This is a genomic window from Streptomyces sp. NPDC017991 (assembly GCF_044328075.1).
In the GTDB taxonomy this organism is placed as follows: domain Bacteria; phylum Actinomycetota; class Actinomycetes; order Streptomycetales; family Streptomycetaceae; genus Streptomyces.
Genome location: NZ_JBIRGP010000013.1, coordinates 250,395 through 267,452, shown reverse-complemented (window position 1 = coordinate 267,452; position 17,058 = coordinate 250,395). Strand labels below are relative to the sequence as shown.

Sequence of the window (17,058 nt, the reverse complement as noted above, 5' to 3'; positions counted from 1 at the left end):
TGCAGCAGCCCGATGATCCCCGCCCCTTTGCCCGGCCACCCCATTCGAACTACTGGCCGGGCCGCGAAATCATAACCGAGTTTCATGAGCTACGTAAGATTCGCGTGAGGAAGTAAGTCAGACATGACGGCTTACGTCCGTTATAAGACGCCAACATCCGTGTTACGGCTGGATTTCACCGAGGCCCATAAGGGGTGTTCTGCGAAGACGGGCCCGTCGGCGGCCGACAGAGGTCAGCAGCACCCAGCTCCCGGCAGCGTTCGCCGGTTCCGCGCCTCCTTGTTGCGCGCGGCCAGCAGTTCGTCGGCCGGATAGCCGACCTCTTCGAGGGTCAGCCCGTGCGGCCGCACCACGTGCACGGCGGAGTCCCGCACCCCCGCGGCCAGCACCTTCGCCGGCCAGTCGGCCCCCCGGTGCCCGTCCCCCACGAACAGCAGCGCCCCGATCAGCGACCGCACCATGTTGTGGCAGAAGGCGTCGGCCCGCACGGTGGCGGTGATCACCCCGTCGCTCCCCCGTTCCAGCCGCAGCTTCTGGAGCGTACGGATGGTCGTCGCGCCCTCCCGCTTCTTGCAGTAGGCGGCGAAGTCGTACTCACCGAGCAGCCCCTGGGCGGCCTCGTTCATGGCGTCGACGTCGAGCGGCCAGTCGTGCCACAGCACATGGCTGCGCAGGAGCGGGTCGACCCCGCCCGGGTTGTCGGTGACGCGATACGCGTACCGCCGCCACATCGCCGAGAACCGGGCGTTGAACCCGCTCGGCGCCTCGCCCACGGCCCACACCCGCACGTCCTTCGGCAGCCGCCCGGCCATCCGCTTGAGCAGCTTCTCCCGGTGTTCGGCCCACAGCTCCTCGGGCAGATCGACATGCGTCACCTGCCCCCGGGCGTGCACGCCGGCATCGGTCCGCCCGGCCACGGTCAGCTCGTAGTTCGTTCCGCCCGACCGGGTGACGGTCCGCAGCGCGTCCTCGATCTCCCCCTGCACAGTCCTGCGTCCGCCGGCCTGCTTGGCCCACCCGGAGAACTCGCTCCCGTCGTACGAGACATCCATCCGGATACGCACATGACCGGCCGCTACTTCGTCACTCACCTGGAAATCCTCTCAGGAACACGAAAGCGGGCCCGCTCCTGAAAGGAACGGGCCCACTCAGCGCGCCCCGAAGGGGCGCGGGGAACTGCGCGACCAGCCACGACGGCGCCGCAGTCGAAGGACAGCCTCAGGCGTCCTTGGACTCCTCGGCAGCCTCGTCACCCTTGGCCACGTCGACCTTGGCGTCCTCGACCTGAGTCTCCTCGGTCTTGGTCTCCTCGGTCTTGGTCTCGACCTCGGCGTCCTTCGCGGAGCGCTTCGTCGCCGCCTCGGCCTCACCGGTGGCCTGCTGGGCCACGGTCAGGGCCTCCACCAGCTCGATGACAGCCATGGGCGCGTTGTCGCCACGGCGGTTACCGATCTTGGTGATACGGGTGTAGCCACCCGGGCGGTTCTCGTAGCGCGGGCCGATCTCGGTGAAGAGCGTGTGCACGATGCTCTTGTCCGTGATGATCGACAGCACCTGACGGCGGTTGTGAAGGTCGCCCTTCTTCGCCTTGGTGACCAGACGCTCGGCGTACGGCCGCAGACGGCGGGCCTTCGCCTCGGTGGTCGTGATCTTGCCGTGCTCGAAGAGCGACTTCGCGAGGTTCGCGAGGAGCAGCTTCTCGTGCGCGGCACTGCCGCCCAGACGGGCACCCTTGGCAGGCTTCGGCATGGTGTTTCTCCTAGGTGTCTGCCCCGGCCGTATCAGGTACCGAGGTCAGTATCCGAGCAGACGGTTGTCTGTCGAAGATCCGGCCACCTCTTTCAAGGCCCCGGAGGACCCGCGCCCCTGACTTTTCGCCTTCAGGGGCGCGGGGAACTGCGCGACCGGCCACAGCGGCCCGCAGTCACATCTCAATCGGTCCGGCGAAGCGATCTCGCGGAGCGGCTCAGTACTGCTCGGTCTCGACGAAGCCCGCATCCACGTCGTCGTCCGCGCCGAACGCGTCAGCCGCAGCGGTGGGGTCGAACCCGGGAGGCGAGTCCTTGAGCGCGAGACCCATGCCGGCCAGCTTCGCCTTGACCTCGTCGATGGACTTCGCACCGAAGTTGCGGATGTCCAGCAGGTCGGCCTCGGAGCGGGCGACGAGCTCACCCACGGAGTGGATGCCCTCACGCTTGAGGCAGTTGTACGACCGAACGGTGAGCTCAAGCTCCTCGATCGGCAGGGCGAGATCAGCGGCGAGGGCGGCGTCCGTCGGGGACGGGCCCATGTCGATGCCCTCGGCGTCGATGTTGAGCTCGCGCGCCAGACCGAACAGCTCGACCAGGGTCTTACCGGCCGACGCCATGGCGTCACGGGGACGCATGGCCTGCTTGGTCTCGACGTCGACGATCAGCTTGTCGAAGTCGGTGCGCTGCTCGACACGGGTCGCCTCGACCTTGTACGTGACCTTGAGAACCGGCGAGTAGATCGAGTCGACCGGGATGCGCCCGATCTCCTGACCGACCTGCTTGTTCTGCACGGCGGAGACGTAACCGCGACCGCGCTCGACGGTCAGCTCCATCTCCAGCTTGCCCTTGCCGTTGAGCGTGGCGAGGACGAGGTCGGGGTTGTGCACCTCGACACCGGCCGGGGGCGCGATGTCGGCGGCGGTGACCAGACCCGGGCCCTGCTTGCGCAGGTACATCACGACGGGCTCGTCGTGCTCGCTGGAGACGACCAGCTGCTTGATGTTGAGGATCAGGTCGGTGACGTCCTCCTTGACACCCGGCACGGTGGTGAACTCGTGCAGGACGCCGTCGATCCGGATGCTGGTGACAGCGGCACCGGGGATCGAGGAGAGGAGCGTACGACGGAGGGAGTTGCCGAGGGTGTAGCCGAAGCCCGGCTCCAGCGGCTCGATCACGAACCGGGAGCGGAATTCGTCGACGACCTCTTCGGTCAGCGACGGACGCTGAGCAATAAGCATGCTGCGATCCTTCAGTCAGGGGCACCCACTATTTGATGCCCTACTGGTACTGCAAGGGTACGGGCGGCACGCCTCCGAAGAGCCGTACCGCCCGAACCCAGGAAAAACTAAGACAACCGTGCGTCAGACGCGACGGCGCTTGGGCGGACGGCAGCCGTTGTGCGGCGTGGGCGTCACGTCCTGGATCGAGCCGACCTCAAGGCCGGTCGCCTGCAGCGAACGGATGGCGGTCTCGCGACCGGAACCCGGACCCTTCACGAAGACATCGACCTTGCGCATGCCGTGCTCCTGCGCGCGACGGGCGGCCGACTCGGCGGCCATCTGCGCGGCGAAGGGGGTGGACTTGCGCGAGCCCTTGAAGCCGACGTGGCCGGCGGAGGCCCAGGAGATCACGTTGCCCGAGGGGTCCGTGATCGAGACGATGGTGTTGTTGAACGTGCTCTTGATGTGGGCGTGCCCATGAGCGACGTTCTTCTTTTCCTTGCGGCGCACCTTCTTGGCAGCGCCCTGACGACCCTTGGGGGGCATCTATAACTCCTACGGGGAGGTGGTCGGTCCTACAGCGAAGACCGCTGATGAAGCGTTGTCCGCTGAGGACTACTTCTTGCCCGGCTTCTTCTTGCCGGCGATGGCGCGACGCGGGCCCTTGCGGGTACGGGCGTTCGTGCTGGTGCGCTGGCCGTGGACGGGCAGGCCACGACGGTGGCGCAGACCCTGGTAGCAGCCGATCTCCACCTTGCGGCGGATGTCGGCCTGAACCTCACGGCGGAGGTCACCCTCGGTCTTGAAGTTGTTGTCCACGTACTCGCGGATCCGGACCAGCTCCTCCTCGGAGAGGTCACGGACGCGGGTGTTGGGGTTGACGCCGGTGTCGGCCAGCGTCTTCTGCGAGAGGGTCCGGCCGATGCCGAACACGTAGGTGAGGGCAACCTCCACGCGCTTTTCGCGCGGGATGTCAACACCGGAAACGCGTGCCATTCAATGGCTCCAGTTGTCGTTCGGAGGTCTTCCACAGAACCGGCTCCCGCCCGCCGTCGTCTCCTTCGGTGTACACCTCGAAGATTCGGTACGAACCGGGTCCCCGGCCTCCGACCGGGGGTGTCGGATCACTGCGAACAGTCGATCCGGGCTCTGCGTATGAACATGTTCCTGCGTCGCGCGAAGTTCTGCGGGTGCAGAAGGTGCGGTCGTGCGTCAGCCCTGGCGCTGCTTGTGGCGCGGGTTTTCGCAGATGACCATGACCCGGCCGTGACGGCGGATCACCCTGCACTTGTCGCAGATCTTCTTGACGCTCGGCTTGACCTTCATTGGTGAGGTTCTCCGGGTCAGTGCCACCACCCCGCGGAAGCGGGGCACAGGCAAGATCTACTTGTACCGGTAGACGATCCGGCCACGCGTCAGGTCGTACGGAGACAACTCCACCACGACCCTGTCGTCAGGGAGGATGCGGATGTAGTGCATACGCATCTTGCCGCTGATGTGTGCCAGAACCTGGTGGCCGTTCTGGAGCTCAACCTTGAACATGGCGTTCGGAAGAGACTCGACGACAGTGCCCTCGATCTCGATGGCACCTTGCTTCTTGGCCACGCTTCGCCCTTCGAATCGACTACCTTGATCGACTCCGCGCTTACCACATGCAGACATGCGGATGCACGAGAGCCGACGAGTCAGTCTACGCCAGGGCCCCCGGAAAGACGAATCGAGAAAGTCTGCCCCACGAGAAAGATCCCTAAGCAGAAACCCACCCCAAGAGGGACGCACACGAGGGGCGCGGGAACGGCGCAGCCTTCTGTCTTCGGAGGGGCGCAGCCCTCCAGGGGCGCGGGGAACGGCGCAGTCTTTCGTCTCCAGGGGCGCGGGGAACGGCGCAGTCTTTTGTCTTCAGGGGCGCGGGGAACGGCGCAATCTTTCAGGGGCGCGGGGAACTGCGCGACCAGCCCCCACCGAACCCGCACCCGCAAGGGGAACCCACTCCCCCAGGAGTCGCTACGCCAAGGGATCAGGCGCAGCAGTGATCCCGTACTCGGCGAGCTTCGCCCTACCCCCGTCGGGAGACGTAAGAACAAGCGGCCCCTCATCGGTCAGAGCGACAGAGTGCTCCCAGTGCGACGACCACGTCCCGTCCGTCGTGATGACGGTCCAGTCGTCGGACAGCACCTCCGTCCGGGGCGTCCCCAGCGACACCATCGGCTCGATGGCGAGGCAGAACCCGGCCACCAGCTTCGGCCCCTTGCCCCGCCGCCGCTCGACATAGTTCAGCAGATGCGGATCCATGTGCATCTCGGTCCCGATGCCATGGCCGCCGTAGTCCTCGACGATCCCGTACTTGCCGCCACCGGGCTTCGGCTGACGCCGGATGTACGTCTCGATCGCCCGGGAGACGTCGACGAGCCGGTTCCCCAGCTTCATCGCCGCGATCCCGGCCCACATCGACTCCTCGGTCACCCGGGACAGCTCAAGGAGCTCCGGGGCGTGACCGGAACCCACGAAGGCCGTGTACGCCGCGTCCCCGTGCCAGCCGTCGATGATCGCGCCGGCGTCGATCGAGATGATGTCCCCGTCCTTCAGGACGACGTCATCGGTCGGAATGCCGTGGACGACGACCTCGTTCACCGAGGTGCAGATCGTTGCGGGGAAGCCGCCGTAGCCCAGGAAGTTCGACTTCGCGCCGTGCTCGTCGAGCACCTTGCGGGCGACCTGGTCGAGATCCCGGGTCGTGGCACCCGGTACCGCGGCTTCCCGCGTCGCGCGGTGGACGGCGGCGACGACCAGGCCCGCCTCACGCATCTTGGCGATCTGCTCGGGGGTCTTGATCTGCACCATGGGGGCCCGCGCTCTCCGTCTTCTCTGCCTACTGGGTTACGTACACAACAGTACGGCCGCGGCGCCCATGGAGGGCACCGCGGCCGAACCGGTCGGGACGACTACTTGGCGCCGTCGCCCCGGCTGTCGCTCTTGTCCTTGTCGCGCTGGTCCTTGCCCTCGGCCTGACCCTTGAGGGCGTCCATCGCGCGCTTGGTGACCTCGTCCACCTTGCCGAGCGCCGAGATCGTCACCACGAGGCCCTGGGCCCCGTAGTAGTCGATGATCGGCTCGGTCTGGGTGTGGTAGACCTCCAGGCGCTTGCGGACGGTCTCCTCGGTGTCGTCGTCACGCTGGTACAGCTCGCCGCCGCAGACGTCACAGACGCCTTCCTTCTTCGGCGGGCTGTACGTCACGTGGAAGACGTGACTCGACTCGTTGCGGCAGATGCGGCGGCCGGCGATGCGCTTGACCACCTCGTCCTCGGGGACCTCCAGGTCGAGCACCCCGTCGAGCTCCACACCATCGGCCTTGAGGGCCTGGTCCAGCGCCTCGGCCTGCGAGACGTTCCGCGGGAAGCCGTCGAGCAGGAAGCCGTTCGCGGCGTCCGGCTGCTCCATGCGGTCCTTGGCCATCGCGATGGTGACCTCGTCCGGCACGAGGTTACCCTCGTCCATGTACGACTTCGCCAGTTTGCCCAGGTCGGTCTGCTGGCTGATGTTCGCACGGAAGAGGTCGCCCGTGGAGATGTGCGGGATCGACAGGTTCTTGGCGAGGAACGCGGCCTGCGTTCCCTTGCCCGCCCCGGGCGGCCCGACGAGGACGATTCGCATCAGCGGAGGAACCCTTCGTAATTGCGCTGCTGGAGCTGGCTCTCGATCTGCTTCACCGTCTCCAGACCGACACCCACGATGATCAGGATGCTGGTGCCACCGAACGGGAAGTTCTGGTTTGCCCCGAAACCAACCAACGCCATCGTCGGTACGAGAGCGATCAGGCCCAGATACAGCGAACCCGGCCACGTGATCCGGTTGAGTACGTATCCCAGGTACTCAGCGGTCGGCCGGCCGGCCCGGATGCCCGGGATGAAGCCACCATACTTCTTCATGTTGTCCGCGACTTCTTCGGGGTTGAAGGAGATGGCCACGTAGAAGAAGGCGAAGAACACGATCAGCAGGAAGTAGGTGGCGATGTAGATCGGGTGGTCGCCCTTGGTGAGGTTCTGTTCGATCCAGGTCTTCCAACCCGAGGTCCCACCTGCGAACTGAGCCACCAGCGCCGGAATGTAGAGCAGCGACGAGGCAAAGATCACAGGGATGATGCCCGCCTGGTTCACCTTCAGCGGGATGTACGTGGACGTGCCGCCATAGGACCTGCGGCCGATCATCCGCTTCGCGTACTGGACCGGGATGCGGCGCTGGGCCTGCTCGACGAAGACCACCAGGCCGACCATGACGAGGCCGACCGCGATGACCGTGCCGAACTCGATCCAGCCGTCCGCCAGGTTGCCCTGCTGCTTGATGGCCCACAGCGCCGACGGGAACGTGGCGGCGATCGAGATGAACATGAGGATCGACATGCCGTTGCCGATGCCGCGGTCGGTGATGAGCTCACCGAGCCACATGACGACGGCCGTACCGGCGGTCATGGTGATGACCATCGTGATGGTGACGAAGATCGACTGGTCCGGCACGATCTGGTTGGCCACCGGGCAGCTGGTGAAGAGCGCGCCGCTGCGGGCGGTGGCCACCAGGCCGGTGCCCTGCAGGATGGCCAGCGCGACCGTCAGATAACGCGTGTACTGCGTGATCTTCGCCGTACCCGCCTGGCCCTCCTTCTTGAGGGCTTCCAGGCGCGGGATCACCACGGTCAGCAGCTGCAGAATGATGCTCGCCGTGATGTACGGCATGATGCCCAGTGCGAAGATCGTGATCTGCAGCAGAGCGCCACCGCTGAACATGTTCACCAGACCGAACAGGCCCTGGTTCTGGCTCGCGTTGTCGATACAGGTCTGGACGTTCTTGTAGTCGACACCGGGGATCGGGACGTGCGTACCCACCCGATAAACCACGATGATGCCGAGCGTGAAGAGCAGCTTCTTGCGCAGGTCGGGCGTCTTGAACGCCCGGGCGAACGCGGTGAGCACGGTGCCTCCTGCGACCCCCGCGCAAGTGCGCCAGAGGTGACGGTCTTGAGGTTCGACGAATAAGTAACGGACAGCTAACTAACAGTCAGAAGCCACCTGGAGTTCCCTGACGGCACACCGGGCGAAAATTAGCAGCGCAGGCCACCTTACCGGCGACACCGCTCCCCTAGGAACGACCAACCGGGGATGCCCCTTTTGTGGGGCACCCCCGGTCGGGATCGCTCAGTCATCGAATCGCCTGAAGAGATCAGATCAGCTCGGTGACGGTACCGCCGGCGGCGGTGATCTTCTCCTTGGCGGAGCCGGAGACGGCGTCGACCGTCACCTGCAGTGCCACGGAGATCTCGCCCTGGCCGAGGACCTTGACGAGGCTGTTCTTGCGAACCGCACCGTTGGCGACGAGTCCCTCGACGGTGACCTCGCCACCCTCCGGGTACAGCGACGCCAGCTTGTCGAGGTTCACGACCTGGTACTCGGTCTTGAACGGGTTCCGGAAGCCCTTGAGCTTCGGAAGACGCATGTGGAGGGGCATCTGGCCACCCTCGAAGCGCTCCGGAACCTGGTAACGGGCCTTCGTGCCCTTGGTACCACGACCGGCCGTCTTACCCTTGGACGCTTCACCACGACCGACTCGCGTCTTCGCGGTCTTGGCGCCCGGGGCGGGACGGAGGTTGTGGATCTTGAGCGGGTTGTTCTCCGCCATGATCAGTCGACCTCCTCAACCGTCACGAGGTGGCGGACGGTGTGAACCATTCCGCGGAACTCGGGGCGGTCCTCCTTGACGACCACATCGTTGATCCGCTTGAGACCAAGCGAACGAAGGGTGTCACGGTGGTTCTGCTTGCTGCCGATGAACGACTTCTTCTGCGTGATCTTGAGCTGAGCCATGATTACGCACCCGCTCCCGCACGTGCACGCAGGAGAGCCGCGGGGGCGACGTCCTCAAGGGGCAGACCGCGGCGGGCCGCGATCTCCTCGGGACGCTGCAGGCCCTTGAGGGCCGCCACGGTCGCGTGCACGATGTTGATCGCGTTGGAAGAGCCGAGCGACTTCGACAGGATGTCGTGAACGCCGGCGCACTCCAGGACAGCACGCACCGGGCCACCGGCGATGACGCCGGTACCGGGGGAGGCAGGCTTGAGCAGGACGACGCCCGCGGCCTTCTCGCCCGTGATCGGGTGCGGGATGGTGCCCTGGATACGGGGGACCTTGAAGAAGTGCTTCTTGGCCTCTTCAACACCCTTGGCGATCGCGGCCGGCACCTCCTTGGCCTTGCCGTAACCGACACCCACGGTGCCGTCACCATCGCCCACTACGACCAGCGCAGTGAAGCTGAAGCGACGACCACCCTTCACAACCTTGGCGACACGGTTGATCGCGACGACACGCTCGACGTACGCGGTCTTCTCGGCAGCTGCGCCGCCGTCACGGCCCTTCCGGTCCCGCCGCTCGCCGCCACCGGCACCGCTTCCGCGGCGCTGGGGTCCAGCCATTGGAATTACCTCTCTCTGTTTCCGCTAGCTACGCAGCGTCAAATAGTCGCTGCGCGAACGGGCAGGACTCAGAACTTGAGTCCGGCTTCGCGGGCGGCGTCCGCCAGAGCGGCAATGCGCCCGGCGTACTGGTTTCCACCACGGTCGAATACGACAGCCTCGACACCGGCGGCCTTGGCGCGCTCGGCGACCAGGGCGCCGACCGACTTGGCCTGCTCGGACTTGTCGTTCTCGCCGCCGCGGATGGACGTGTCCAAGGTGGACGCGGACGCGAGGGTGTGACCCTTCACGTCGTCGATCACCTGGGCCACGATGTGGCGGTTCGAGCGCGTCACGACCAGGCGAGGCCGCTCAGCCGTACCGGAGATGTGCTTCCGGATGCGGATGTGACGTCGCTTGATGGCAGCACGCTTGTAAGCGTCGCCCTTAGCAATCTTGACACCGTATGCCATGGCTTACTTACCCGCCTTTCCGACCTTGCGCCGGACGACTTCGCCCTCGTACTTGACGCCCTTGGCCTTGTACGGGTCGGGCTTGCGCAGCTTGCGGATGTTGGCCGCAACCTCGCCGACCTTCTGCTTGTCGATTCCCTCGACCGAGAAGTGTGTCGGGTTCTCGACCTTGAACGAGATGCCCTCGGGCGCCTCGACCGTGATCGAGTGGCTGTAGCCGAGCGAGAATTCCAGGTTGGAACCCTTCGCCAGGACGCGGTAACCGACACCGCTGATTTCGAGCTTCTTCACGTAACCCGTGGTCACGCCGGTGATCATGTTCGCCACCAGCGTGCGGGACAGGCCGTGGAGGGCCTTGTTCTGACGCTCGTCGTTCGGGCGGGTGACATTGAGAATGCCGTCCTCGCCCTTGGCGACCTCGATCGGCGCCGCGACGGTGTGGGAGAGGGCGCCCTTGGGGCCCTTCACCTGAACCGTACGGCCGTCGATGGTGACGTCCACGCCGGCGGGAACCGTGATGGGGAGCTTGCCAATACGCGACATAGCTGTTTCCTCCGTTCCCTTCCGCTACCAGACGTAGGCGAGAACTTCTCCGCCTACGCCCTTCTTGCCGGCCTGCTGTCCGGTGAGGAGACCGTGCGACGTGGAGATGATCGCCACGCCGAGGCCACCGAGCACCTTGGGCAGGGAGGTGGACTTCGCGTACACACGCAGACCCGGCTTCGAGATCCGCTTGATGCCCGCGATGGAGCGCTCACGGTTCGGACCGAACTTCAGCTCAAGGACGAGCTTCTTGCCGACTTCGGCGTCCTCGACCTTCCAGCCGGTGATGAAGCCCTCCTGCTGGAGGATCTCCGCGATGTGCGACTTGATCTTGCTGTGGGGCATCGCGACGTCGTCGTGGTACGCCGAGTTCGCGTTACGCAGACGAGTAAGCATGTCTGCGATGGGATCAGTCATGGTCATGAATTGGCCTTCGGCCTCTCTCGCCGGGGTTTCCTGTATGCGCCATCCCTCTCCCCACTCAGTGGCGGGACGGGTGCGGTGCGGGGACCTACGGCGTAGTAAGCGTTAACTAGTGGGCTGTACCCACGTGCGTTCGGGCGGCAGACGCCCAACCCTCCTAGCCTAAGCCATGAAGGAGAGGGCCTCTGCCAACCCACTGCTTACCGAGAGCGTCCGGATCGTCCCGAGTAGGGGACTACCAGGAGCTCTTGGTCACGCCCGGGAGCTCTCCACGGTGAGCCATCTCACGAAGGCACACGCGGCAGAGACCGAACTTGCGGTACACGGAGTGCGGGCGGCCGCAGCGCTGGCAACGGGTGTAGCCACGCACACCGAACTTGGGCTTACGAGCAGCCTTGGCAATCAGAGCCTTCTTCGCCATCTCGCTTACGCCTCCTTGAAGGGGAAGCCGAGGTGACGGAGAAGGGCACGGCCTTCGGCGTCGTTGGTCGCCGTGGTGACCACGGTGATGTCCATACCCCGGACGCGGTCGATCTTGTCCTGGTCGATCTCGTGGAACATGACCTGCTCGGTGAGACCGAAGGTGTAGTTGCCACGACCGTCGAACTGCTTGGGAGACAGACCACGGAAGTCGCGGATGCGCGGAAGCGCCAGCGACAGGGTGCGGTCCAGGAACTCCCACATGCGGTCGCCACGAAGCGTGACGTGGCAACCGATCGGCTGTCCCTCACGCAGCTTGAACTGCGCGATGGACTTGCGGGCCTTGGTGACGGCCGGCTTCTGACCGGTGATCGTGGTGAGGTCGCGGATGGCGCCCTCGATCAGCTTGGAGTCGCGGGCGGCGTCGCCCACACCCATGTTGACCACGATCTTGACGAGGCCCGGGGTCTGCATGACGTTCTCGTACGAGAACTCTTCCTGCAGCTTGCCCGCGATCTCCTCGCGGTACTTCGTCTTGAGACGCGGAATGGTGGTGGTAGCCATCAGATGTCCTCACCCGTCCGCTTGGCAACGCGGATCTTGTTGCCCTCGTCGTCGAAGCGGAAACCGACGCGCGTGACGACCTTGTTGCCGTCCTTCTCAACGACCAGCTGGACGTTGGAGACGTGGACGGGCGCCTCGGTCGTGACGATGCCACCGGCCTGCGAACCGCGAGCGGTGGGACCGGCCTTCGTGTGCTTCTTGACCCGGTTGACACCCTCGACCAGGACGCGCTCGTCGCGCGGGTAAGCGGCAATGACCTTGCCCTGCTTGCCCTTGTCCTTACCGGTGATGACCTGAACCAGGTCGCCCTTCTTGATCTTCATGCTTACAGCACCTCCGGCGCGAGCGAGATGATCTTCATGAACTTCTTCTCGCGCAGCTCACGGCCGACAGGGCCGAAGATACGGGTGCCACGAGGGTCGCCGTCGTTCTTCAGAATGACGGCGGCGTTCTCGTCGAAGCGGATGTACGAGCCGTCGGGACGGCGACGCTCCTTGACGGTGCGAACGATGACCGCCTTGATGACGTCACCCTTCTTCACATTGCCGCCGGGGATCGCGTCCTTGACGGTGGCGACGATGACGTCGCCGATGCCCGCGTAGCGGCGACCGGAGCCACCGAGCACACGGATGCAAAGGATTTCCTTCGCACCAGTGTTGTCGGCGACACGCAGTCGCGACTCCTGCTGGATCACGTCTATCTCCTGATTGTCTGCCGGTTCCCGGCGAGAAGCGTGAATGTTTCACGCTTCTCGCCGAGCCTGGCGGAACCAACCTGCGGGAAACCCCTCAGGTACTTACTACTTGGCCTTTTCGAGGATCTCGACGATGCGCCAGCGCTTCGTCGCAGACAGCGGACGGGTCTCCATGATGACAACCCGGTCGCCGACGCCGGCGGCGTTCTGCTCGTCGTGAGCCTTGAGCTTGTTCGTACGGCGGATGACCTTGCCGTACAGCGCGTGCTTCACGCGGTCCTCGACAGCGACGACGACGGTCTTGTCCATCTTGTCGCTGACGACCAGACCCTCACGGGTCTTGCGGAAACCGCGGCTCGTCTTGGTCTCTTCGGTCACGTTGTTCTCGCTCATCAGGCGCTCTCCACCGTCTCGATGCCCAGCTCGCGCTCACGCATGAGGGTGTAGATCCGCGCGATGTCCTTGCGGACGGCCTTGAGCCGCCCGTGGTTTTCGAGCTGACCGGTCGCCGCCTGGAAGCGGAGGTTGAACAGCTCTTCCTTGGCTTCGCGGAGCTTCGCGAGAAGCTCCTCGTCACCCAGTTCGCGCAGCTCGGACGCCTTGGTACCGGCCGACATCACGCTTCACCTGCCTCGCGCTTGACGATCCGGCACTTCATCGGCAGCTTGTGGGCTGCGCGAGTGAGGGCCTCACGGGCGATCTTCTCGTTGGGGTAGGACAGCTCGAACATGACCCGACCCGGGTGCACGTTCGCGATCCACCACTCGGGGGATCCCTTACCGGAACCCATGCGGGTCTCGGCGGGCTTCTTGGTCAGCGGGCGGTCCGGGTAGATGTTGATCCAGACCTTGCCGCCACGCTTGATGTGGCGGGTCATCGCGATACGAGCCGCCTCGATCTGGCGGTTCGTGACGTACGCCGGCGTGAGGGCCTGAATGCCGTACTCGCCGAACGAAACCTGCGTACCGCCCTTGGCCTGACCGCGGCGCTTCGGGTGGTGCTGCTTGCGGTGCTTGACCCTACGAGGGATCAGCATTTCGGTCAGGCCTCCGTTCCGGTGCTCTCGGCCGGAGCGGCAGCGGCGGCGGGAGCGTCGGCCTTGGGGGCCTCGGCTGCCGGCGCGGACTGCTGCTGCGGCTTGCGGCCACGGCCGCCACGCTCGCCACCACGACCGCCACGTGCCGGGCGGTCGGCGCCGCCACCGGCTCCACCACGGGCCGGGCGGTTACCCGCACGGGCCGCGGCGTTCTCGGCGCGGACCTCGGCGATGTTCTTGACATCGCCCTTGTAGATCCAGACCTTCACACCGATACGGCCGAAGGTCGTCTTGGCCTCGAAGAAGCCGTAGTCGACGTTCGCGCGGAGCGTGTGCAGGGGCACACGGCCCTCGCGGTAGAACTCCGAGCGGGACATCTCGGCGCCGCCGAGACGGCCACCACACTGGATCTTGATGCCCTTGGCGCCGGCCTTCATCGTGCCCTGCATGCTCTTACGCATGGCGCGACGGAAGGAGACGCGGGAGGACAGCTGCTCGGCGACGGCCTGGGCCACCAGCTGAGCGTCCGTCTCCGGGCTCTTGACCTCAAGGATGTTCAGCTGGACCTGCTTGCCGGTCAGCTTCTCCAGGTCACCGCGGATGCGGTCGGCCTCGGCGCCGCGGCGGCCGATGACGATGCCCGGGCGCGCGGTGTGGATGTCCACACGGACGCGGTCACGGGTGCGCTCGATCTCCACCTTCGAGATGCCGGCGCGCTCCATGCCGGACGTCATCATCCGACGGATGGCGACGTCTTCCTTGACGTAGTCCTTGTACAGCTTGTCGGCGTACCAACGGGACTTGAAGTCCGTGGTGATGCCGAGCCGGAACCCATGCGGGTTAACCTTCTGGCCCATTACCGGGTTCCTTCCTTGCTGCTGACGACCACGGTGATGTGGCTGGTCCGCTTGCGGATCCGGTAGGCGCGGCCCTGGGCGCGCGGACGGAACCGCTTCAGGGTCGGACCCTCGTCGACGTACGCCTCGGAGATGACGAGGCTGTCGGCGTCGGTGTGGTCGTAGTTGTGTGCGGCGTTGGCGATGGCGCTGTCAAGCACCTTGCCAACCGGCACGCTCGCGGCCTGCGGGGCGAAACGCAGGACCGCCTGAGCCTCCGTGGCATCCATGCCACGGATAAGGTCCACCACACGGCGGGCCTTCATGGGCGTGACGCGGATGTACCGCGCCTGGGCCCTGGCTTCCATGGTTGTCCTTCCAGTGTCTGTCATGGTCGATTCCACCCCGCGTTAGCGGCGCTTCGACTTCCGGTCGTCCTTGACGTGACCCCGGAAGGTGCGCGTCGGCGAGAACTCGCCGAGCTTGTGGCCGACCATCGACTCGGTGACAAACACCGGAATGTGGGTCTTGCCGTTGTGCACCGCGATCGTGTGGCCGAGCATGGCCGGGATGATCATCGAGCGACGGGACCAGGTCTTGATGACGTTCTTGGAACCGGCTTCGTTCTGTACGTCCACCTTCTTGATCAGGTGGTCGTCGACGAAGGGCCCCTTCTTGAGACTGCGCGGCATCTAAACCCGCTCCTAGCGCTTCTTGTTCGTCTTGCGGCGGCGGACGATGTACTTGTTCGATGCCTTCTTCGGCGAACGAGTACGACCCTCCTTCTGACCCCACGGCGAGACCGGGTGACGTCCACCGGAGGTCTTGCCTTCACCACCACCGTGCGGGTGGTCAACCGGGTTCATCGCCACACCGCGAACGGTCGGGCGGACGCCCAGCCAGCGCTTGCGGCCGGCCTTGCCCCAGTTGATGTTCGACTGCTCGGCGTTGCCGACCTCGCCGACGGTGGCGCGGCAGCGCACGTCGACCAGGCGGATCTCTCCGGACGGCATGCGCAGGTGGGCCATCTGGCCCTCCTTCGCGAGCAGCTGCACGGAGGCACCGGCGGAGCGGGCGAACTTGGCACCGCCACCGGGACGGAGCTCGATCGCGTGGATCGTGGTACCGACCGGGATGTTGCGGAGGGCCAGGTTGTTGCCCGGCTTGATGTCGGCCCCGGGACCGTTCTCGACGCGGTCGCCCTGCGACAGGTTGCGGGGGGCGAGGATGTAGCGCTTCTCGCCGTCCGCGTAGTGAAGCAGCGCGATGCGCGCGGTGCGGTTGGGGTCGTACTCGATGTGCGCGACCTTCGCCGGCACGCCGTCCTTGTCATGACGACGGAAGTCGATGACACGGTAGGCGCGCTTGTGTCCACCACCCTGGTGGCGAACGGTCACACGACCGGAATTGTTACGGCCGCCCTTGCTGTGCAGCGGGCGAACCAGCGACTTCTCCGGCGTGGACCGCGTGACCTCGACGAAGTCGGCGACGCTGGAGCCACGACGGCCCGGCGTAGTCGGCTTGTACTTGCGGATTCCCATTTCTCAGTCCTCGTCCGATATTCGGACCAGGGCGCTCCGTTAGGAGGCCTGGCCGAAGATGTCGATACGGTCGCCCTCAGCGAGGGTCACGATGGCGCGCTTGGTGTCAGCACGCTTGCCGAAACCGCTCTTGGTCCGCTTGCGCTTTCCCTGGCGGTTGATCGTGTTGACCCCGGTGACCTTGACCGAGAAGACCGCCTGGACGGCCTGCTTGATCTGGGTCTTGTTGGCGCCCGGCGCGACGACGAAGGTGTACTTGCCCTCGTCGAGCAGCGCGTAGCTCTTCTCGGAGACGACCGGCTTGATGAGGACGTCACGGGGGTCCGTGAAGCTCTTGCTGATCGGCGTCTCAACGGTGTTCTTGCCCTCGGCCTCGTGGCGCTTCGCCTTGGCGACGCGCGCGGCCTTGGCGGCCTTGGCCGCCTTGGGGGCAATGCTCGGGTGACGCGTAGCCATCAGGCTTCGCTCCCTTCGGTGTCAGCGGCCTGGGGGCCAGACACGAAGGACTCGAAAGCGGCCTGGGTGAAGACCACGTCGTCCGAGACGAGAACGTCGTACGTGTTCAGCTGGCCCGGCTCCAGGATGTGGACCTGGGGCAGGTTGCGCGCGGAGAGCAGCGCGGCCTCGTCGGCACGATCGATGACCAGGAGCACGTTCTTGCGCTCCGAGATCTTGGCGATCAGGACCTTCGCGGCCTTGGTGTTCGGGGTGTCGCCCTCGATCACGCCGGAGACGACGTGGATACGAGCGTTGCGGGCCCGGTCGGTGAGGGCGTGGCGCAGGGCCGCGGCCTTCATCTTCTTCGGGGTCCGCTGCGAGTAGTCACGCGGCTGCGGGCCGTGGACGACGCCACCGCCGACGAACTGCGGGGCGCGGGTCGAGCCCTGGCGCGCACGGCCGGTGCCCTTCTGACGGTAGGGCTTCCTACCGCCACCACGAACCTCGGCGCGCGTCTTGGTCTTGTGCGTGCCCTGGCGGGCAGCGGCCAGCTGGGCGACTACGACCTGGTGAAGCAGCGGGATGCTGATCTTCTCGACGTCGAAGATCTCCGCGGGGAGCTCGACCGTCCCGGTCTTGTCGCCTGCCGGCGAAATGATGTCAACAGTGCTCATCGTTACC

Annotated in this window: 29 protein-coding genes; all 29 read right to left on the bottom strand. The window is 65.6% G+C overall.

Translation table 11 applies throughout. The features are described from left to right. Window positions 1-233: 233 nt before the first annotated feature. The 29 genes from truA to rplD all read right to left on the bottom strand — a co-directional run bounded on the left by truA (window position 234) and on the right by rplD (window position 17,051). Entirely contained in the window at window positions 234-1,091 is an 858-nt protein-coding gene (gene truA, locus ACH4DZ_RS33530) for a tRNA pseudouridine(38-40) synthase TruA (RefSeq protein ID WP_398291500.1), read from the bottom strand. Between the two features lie 127 nt (window positions 1,092-1,218). Next, window positions 1,219-1,749 (bottom strand): 50S ribosomal protein L17, encoded by a 531-nt coding sequence (gene rplQ, locus ACH4DZ_RS33525; protein ID WP_398291498.1) that lies wholly within the window; start codon window positions 1,747-1,749, stop codon window positions 1,219-1,221. A 217-nt stretch (window positions 1,750-1,966) separates the two neighbouring features. Next, entirely contained in the window at window positions 1,967-2,989 is a 1,023-nt protein-coding gene (locus ACH4DZ_RS33520) for a DNA-directed RNA polymerase subunit alpha (RefSeq protein ID WP_019055532.1), read from the bottom strand. 123 nt (window positions 2,990-3,112) lie between these two features. Next, window positions 3,113-3,517 carry a 30S ribosomal protein S11 gene (gene rpsK / locus ACH4DZ_RS33515; protein WP_003956432.1) on the bottom strand — a complete coding sequence of 135 codons (405 nt, stop codon included), beginning with the start codon at window positions 3,515-3,517 and terminating at the stop codon, window positions 3,113-3,115. A gap of 69 nt (window positions 3,518-3,586) precedes the next feature. Next, entirely contained in the window at window positions 3,587-3,967 is a 381-nt protein-coding gene (gene rpsM, locus ACH4DZ_RS33510) for a 30S ribosomal protein S13 (RefSeq protein ID WP_107022207.1), read from the bottom strand. Between the two features lie 216 nt (window positions 3,968-4,183). Continuing rightward, window positions 4,184-4,297, bottom strand: coding sequence for a 50S ribosomal protein L36 (gene rpmJ / locus ACH4DZ_RS33505; protein ID WP_003998809.1), 114 nt, complete (start codon window positions 4,295-4,297; stop codon window positions 4,184-4,186). 57 nt (window positions 4,298-4,354) lie between these two features. Then, entirely contained in the window at window positions 4,355-4,576 is a 222-nt protein-coding gene (gene infA / locus ACH4DZ_RS33500) for a translation initiation factor IF-1 (RefSeq protein WP_003948620.1), read from the bottom strand. A 399-nt stretch (window positions 4,577-4,975) separates the two neighbouring features. Next, the gene (map, locus tag ACH4DZ_RS33495; RefSeq protein ID WP_398291495.1) at window positions 4,976-5,812 is read right to left on the bottom strand and encodes a type I methionyl aminopeptidase; all 837 of its coding nucleotides are present in this window, start codon (window positions 5,810-5,812) and stop codon (window positions 4,976-4,978) included. 101 nt (window positions 5,813-5,913) lie between these two features. Then, entirely contained in the window at window positions 5,914-6,624 is a 711-nt protein-coding gene (locus ACH4DZ_RS33490) for an adenylate kinase (protein WP_398291493.1), read from the bottom strand. Then, window positions 6,624-7,937 carry a preprotein translocase subunit SecY gene (gene secY, locus ACH4DZ_RS33485; protein WP_398291491.1) on the bottom strand — a complete coding sequence of 438 codons (1,314 nt, stop codon included), beginning with the start codon at window positions 7,935-7,937 and terminating at the stop codon, window positions 6,624-6,626. The genes ACH4DZ_RS33490 and secY overlap by 1 nt, the downstream gene beginning before the upstream one ends. Before the next feature lie 247 nt (window positions 7,938-8,184). Then, entirely contained in the window at window positions 8,185-8,640 is a 456-nt protein-coding gene (gene rplO, locus ACH4DZ_RS33480; protein WP_107022203.1) for a 50S ribosomal protein L15, read from the bottom strand. Between the two features lie 2 nt (window positions 8,641-8,642). Beyond that, a complete protein-coding gene (rpmD, locus tag ACH4DZ_RS33475) occupies window positions 8,643-8,825 on the bottom strand; it encodes a 50S ribosomal protein L30 (RefSeq protein ID WP_107022202.1) in 183 nt (60 codons plus the stop codon). Between the two features lie 2 nt (window positions 8,826-8,827). Then, entirely contained in the window at window positions 8,828-9,430 is a 603-nt protein-coding gene (rpsE, locus tag ACH4DZ_RS33470) for a 30S ribosomal protein S5 (RefSeq protein ID WP_055513610.1), read from the bottom strand. Between the two features lie 68 nt (window positions 9,431-9,498). Next, window positions 9,499-9,882, bottom strand: coding sequence for a 50S ribosomal protein L18 (gene rplR / locus ACH4DZ_RS33465; protein WP_189776125.1), 384 nt, complete (start codon window positions 9,880-9,882; stop codon window positions 9,499-9,501). 3 nt (window positions 9,883-9,885) lie between these two features. Continuing rightward, the gene (gene rplF / locus ACH4DZ_RS33460) at window positions 9,886-10,425 is read right to left on the bottom strand and encodes a 50S ribosomal protein L6 (RefSeq protein WP_055513607.1); all 540 of its coding nucleotides are present in this window, start codon (window positions 10,423-10,425) and stop codon (window positions 9,886-9,888) included. A gap of 24 nt (window positions 10,426-10,449) precedes the next feature. Continuing rightward, window positions 10,450-10,848: a 30S ribosomal protein S8 gene (rpsH, locus tag ACH4DZ_RS33455; protein WP_081218894.1), complete on the bottom strand. Its 399-nt coding sequence runs from the start codon at window positions 10,846-10,848 to the stop codon at window positions 10,450-10,452. Between the two features lie 235 nt (window positions 10,849-11,083). Further along, window positions 11,084-11,269 (bottom strand): type Z 30S ribosomal protein S14, encoded by a 186-nt coding sequence (locus ACH4DZ_RS33450; protein WP_003948630.1) that lies wholly within the window; start codon window positions 11,267-11,269, stop codon window positions 11,084-11,086. A gap of 5 nt (window positions 11,270-11,274) precedes the next feature. Then, entirely contained in the window at window positions 11,275-11,832 is a 558-nt protein-coding gene (rplE, locus tag ACH4DZ_RS33445) for a 50S ribosomal protein L5 (RefSeq protein WP_398291487.1), read from the bottom strand. Further along, window positions 11,832-12,155, bottom strand: a complete 324-nt coding sequence (rplX, locus tag ACH4DZ_RS33440) for a 50S ribosomal protein L24 (protein ID WP_055513601.1) — start codon at window positions 12,153-12,155, stop codon at window positions 11,832-11,834. Before rplX ends, rplE begins: the two co-directional genes overlap by 1 nt. Before the next feature lie 2 nt (window positions 12,156-12,157). Beyond that, window positions 12,158-12,526 carry a 50S ribosomal protein L14 gene (gene rplN, locus ACH4DZ_RS33435; RefSeq protein WP_003992364.1) on the bottom strand — a complete coding sequence of 123 codons (369 nt, stop codon included), beginning with the start codon at window positions 12,524-12,526 and terminating at the stop codon, window positions 12,158-12,160. A gap of 105 nt (window positions 12,527-12,631) precedes the next feature. Next, on the bottom strand, window positions 12,632-12,919 hold the full coding sequence (gene rpsQ, locus ACH4DZ_RS33430; RefSeq protein WP_107022197.1) for a 30S ribosomal protein S17: 288 nt from the start codon (window positions 12,917-12,919) through the stop codon (window positions 12,632-12,634). Then, window positions 12,919-13,143, bottom strand: a complete 225-nt coding sequence (gene rpmC, locus ACH4DZ_RS33425; RefSeq protein ID WP_003998824.1) for a 50S ribosomal protein L29 — start codon at window positions 13,141-13,143, stop codon at window positions 12,919-12,921. Before rpmC ends, rpsQ begins: the two co-directional genes overlap by 1 nt. Further along, window positions 13,143-13,562, bottom strand: coding sequence for a 50S ribosomal protein L16 (rplP, locus tag ACH4DZ_RS33420; RefSeq protein ID WP_010986348.1), 420 nt, complete (start codon window positions 13,560-13,562; stop codon window positions 13,143-13,145). The genes rpmC and rplP overlap by 1 nt, the downstream gene beginning before the upstream one ends. Before the next feature lie 5 nt (window positions 13,563-13,567). Beyond that, complete coding sequence (gene rpsC / locus ACH4DZ_RS33415; protein WP_398291484.1) at window positions 13,568-14,419, bottom strand: 30S ribosomal protein S3; 852 nt, start codon at window positions 14,417-14,419, stop codon at window positions 13,568-13,570. Continuing rightward, window positions 14,419-14,766, bottom strand: coding sequence for a 50S ribosomal protein L22 (rplV, locus tag ACH4DZ_RS33410; protein WP_030619142.1), 348 nt, complete (start codon window positions 14,764-14,766; stop codon window positions 14,419-14,421). The genes rpsC and rplV overlap by 1 nt, the downstream gene beginning before the upstream one ends. 42 nt (window positions 14,767-14,808) lie before the next feature. Further along, window positions 14,809-15,090, bottom strand: coding sequence for a 30S ribosomal protein S19 (gene rpsS, locus ACH4DZ_RS33405; protein WP_006376029.1), 282 nt, complete (start codon window positions 15,088-15,090; stop codon window positions 14,809-14,811). A 12-nt stretch (window positions 15,091-15,102) separates the two neighbouring features. Next, window positions 15,103-15,939 carry a 50S ribosomal protein L2 gene (rplB, locus tag ACH4DZ_RS33400; RefSeq protein ID WP_055614926.1) on the bottom strand — a complete coding sequence of 279 codons (837 nt, stop codon included), beginning with the start codon at window positions 15,937-15,939 and terminating at the stop codon, window positions 15,103-15,105. A 39-nt stretch (window positions 15,940-15,978) separates the two neighbouring features. Next, window positions 15,979-16,395 carry a 50S ribosomal protein L23 gene (gene rplW, locus ACH4DZ_RS33395; protein WP_307539697.1) on the bottom strand — a complete coding sequence of 139 codons (417 nt, stop codon included), beginning with the start codon at window positions 16,393-16,395 and terminating at the stop codon, window positions 15,979-15,981. Continuing rightward, the gene (gene rplD / locus ACH4DZ_RS33390; RefSeq protein WP_398291482.1) at window positions 16,395-17,051 is read right to left on the bottom strand and encodes a 50S ribosomal protein L4; all 657 of its coding nucleotides are present in this window, start codon (window positions 17,049-17,051) and stop codon (window positions 16,395-16,397) included. Before rplD ends, rplW begins: the two co-directional genes overlap by 1 nt. Window positions 17,052-17,058 lie beyond the last annotated feature (7 nt).

Coding starts and splice junctions, on each gene's coding strand:
- rplQ (WP_398291498.1), bottom strand. CDS start 1,749: ATGCCGAAGCCTGCCAAGGGTGCCCGTCTGGGCGGCAGTGCCGCGCAC.
- ACH4DZ_RS33520 (WP_019055532.1), bottom strand. CDS start 2,989: ATGCTTATTGCTCAGCGTCCGTCGCTGACCGAAGAGGTCGTCGACGAA.
- rpsK (WP_003956432.1), bottom strand. CDS start 3,517: ATGCCCCCCAAGGGTCGTCAGGGCGCTGCCAAGAAGGTGCGCCGCAAG.
- rpsM (WP_107022207.1), bottom strand. CDS start 3,967: ATGGCACGCGTTTCCGGTGTTGACATCCCGCGCGAAAAGCGCGTGGAG.
- rpmJ (WP_003998809.1), bottom strand. CDS start 4,297: ATGAAGGTCAAGCCGAGCGTCAAGAAGATCTGCGACAAGTGCAGGGTG.
- map (WP_398291495.1), bottom strand. CDS start 5,812: ATGGTGCAGATCAAGACCCCCGAGCAGATCGCCAAGATGCGTGAGGCG.
- ACH4DZ_RS33490 (WP_398291493.1), bottom strand. CDS start 6,624: ATGCGAATCGTCCTCGTCGGGCCGCCCGGGGCGGGCAAGGGAACGCAG.
- rplO (WP_107022203.1), bottom strand. CDS start 8,640: ATGGCGGAGAACAACCCGCTCAAGATCCACAACCTCCGTCCCGCCCCG.
- rpmD (WP_107022202.1), bottom strand. CDS start 8,825: ATGGCTCAGCTCAAGATCACGCAGAAGAAGTCGTTCATCGGCAGCAAG.
- rpsE (WP_055513610.1), bottom strand. CDS start 9,430: ATGGCTGGACCCCAGCGCCGCGGAAGCGGTGCCGGTGGCGGCGAGCGG.
- rplR (WP_189776125.1), bottom strand. CDS start 9,882: ATGGCATACGGTGTCAAGATTGCTAAGGGCGACGCTTACAAGCGTGCT.
- rplF (WP_055513607.1), bottom strand. CDS start 10,425: ATGTCGCGTATTGGCAAGCTCCCCATCACGGTTCCCGCCGGCGTGGAC.
- rpsH (WP_081218894.1), bottom strand. CDS start 10,848: ATGACCATGACTGATCCCATCGCAGACATGCTTACTCGTCTGCGTAAC.
- ACH4DZ_RS33450 (WP_003948630.1), bottom strand. CDS start 11,269: ATGGCGAAGAAGGCTCTGATTGCCAAGGCTGCTCGTAAGCCCAAGTTC.
- rplE (WP_398291487.1), bottom strand. CDS start 11,832: ATGGCTACCACCACCATTCCGCGTCTCAAGACGAAGTACCGCGAGGAG.
- rplX (WP_055513601.1), bottom strand. CDS start 12,155: ATGAAGATCAAGAAGGGCGACCTGGTTCAGGTCATCACCGGTAAGGAC.
- rpsQ (WP_107022197.1), bottom strand. CDS start 12,919: ATGAGCGAGAACAACGTGACCGAAGAGACCAAGACGAGCCGCGGTTTC.
- rpmC (WP_003998824.1), bottom strand. CDS start 13,143: ATGTCGGCCGGTACCAAGGCGTCCGAGCTGCGCGAACTGGGTGACGAG.
- rplP (WP_010986348.1), bottom strand. CDS start 13,562: ATGCTGATCCCTCGTAGGGTCAAGCACCGCAAGCAGCACCACCCGAAG.
- rpsC (WP_398291484.1), bottom strand. CDS start 14,419: ATGGGCCAGAAGGTTAACCCGCATGGGTTCCGGCTCGGCATCACCACG.
- rplV (WP_030619142.1), bottom strand. CDS start 14,766: ATGGAAGCCAGGGCCCAGGCGCGGTACATCCGCGTCACGCCCATGAAG.
- rpsS (WP_006376029.1), bottom strand. CDS start 15,090: ATGCCGCGCAGTCTCAAGAAGGGGCCCTTCGTCGACGACCACCTGATC.
- rplB (WP_055614926.1), bottom strand. CDS start 15,939: ATGGGAATCCGCAAGTACAAGCCGACTACGCCGGGCCGTCGTGGCTCC.
- rplW (WP_307539697.1), bottom strand. CDS start 16,395: ATGGCTACGCGTCACCCGAGCATTGCCCCCAAGGCGGCCAAGGCCGCC.
- rplD (WP_398291482.1), bottom strand. CDS start 17,051: ATGAGCACTGTTGACATCATTTCGCCGGCAGGCGACAAGACCGGGACG.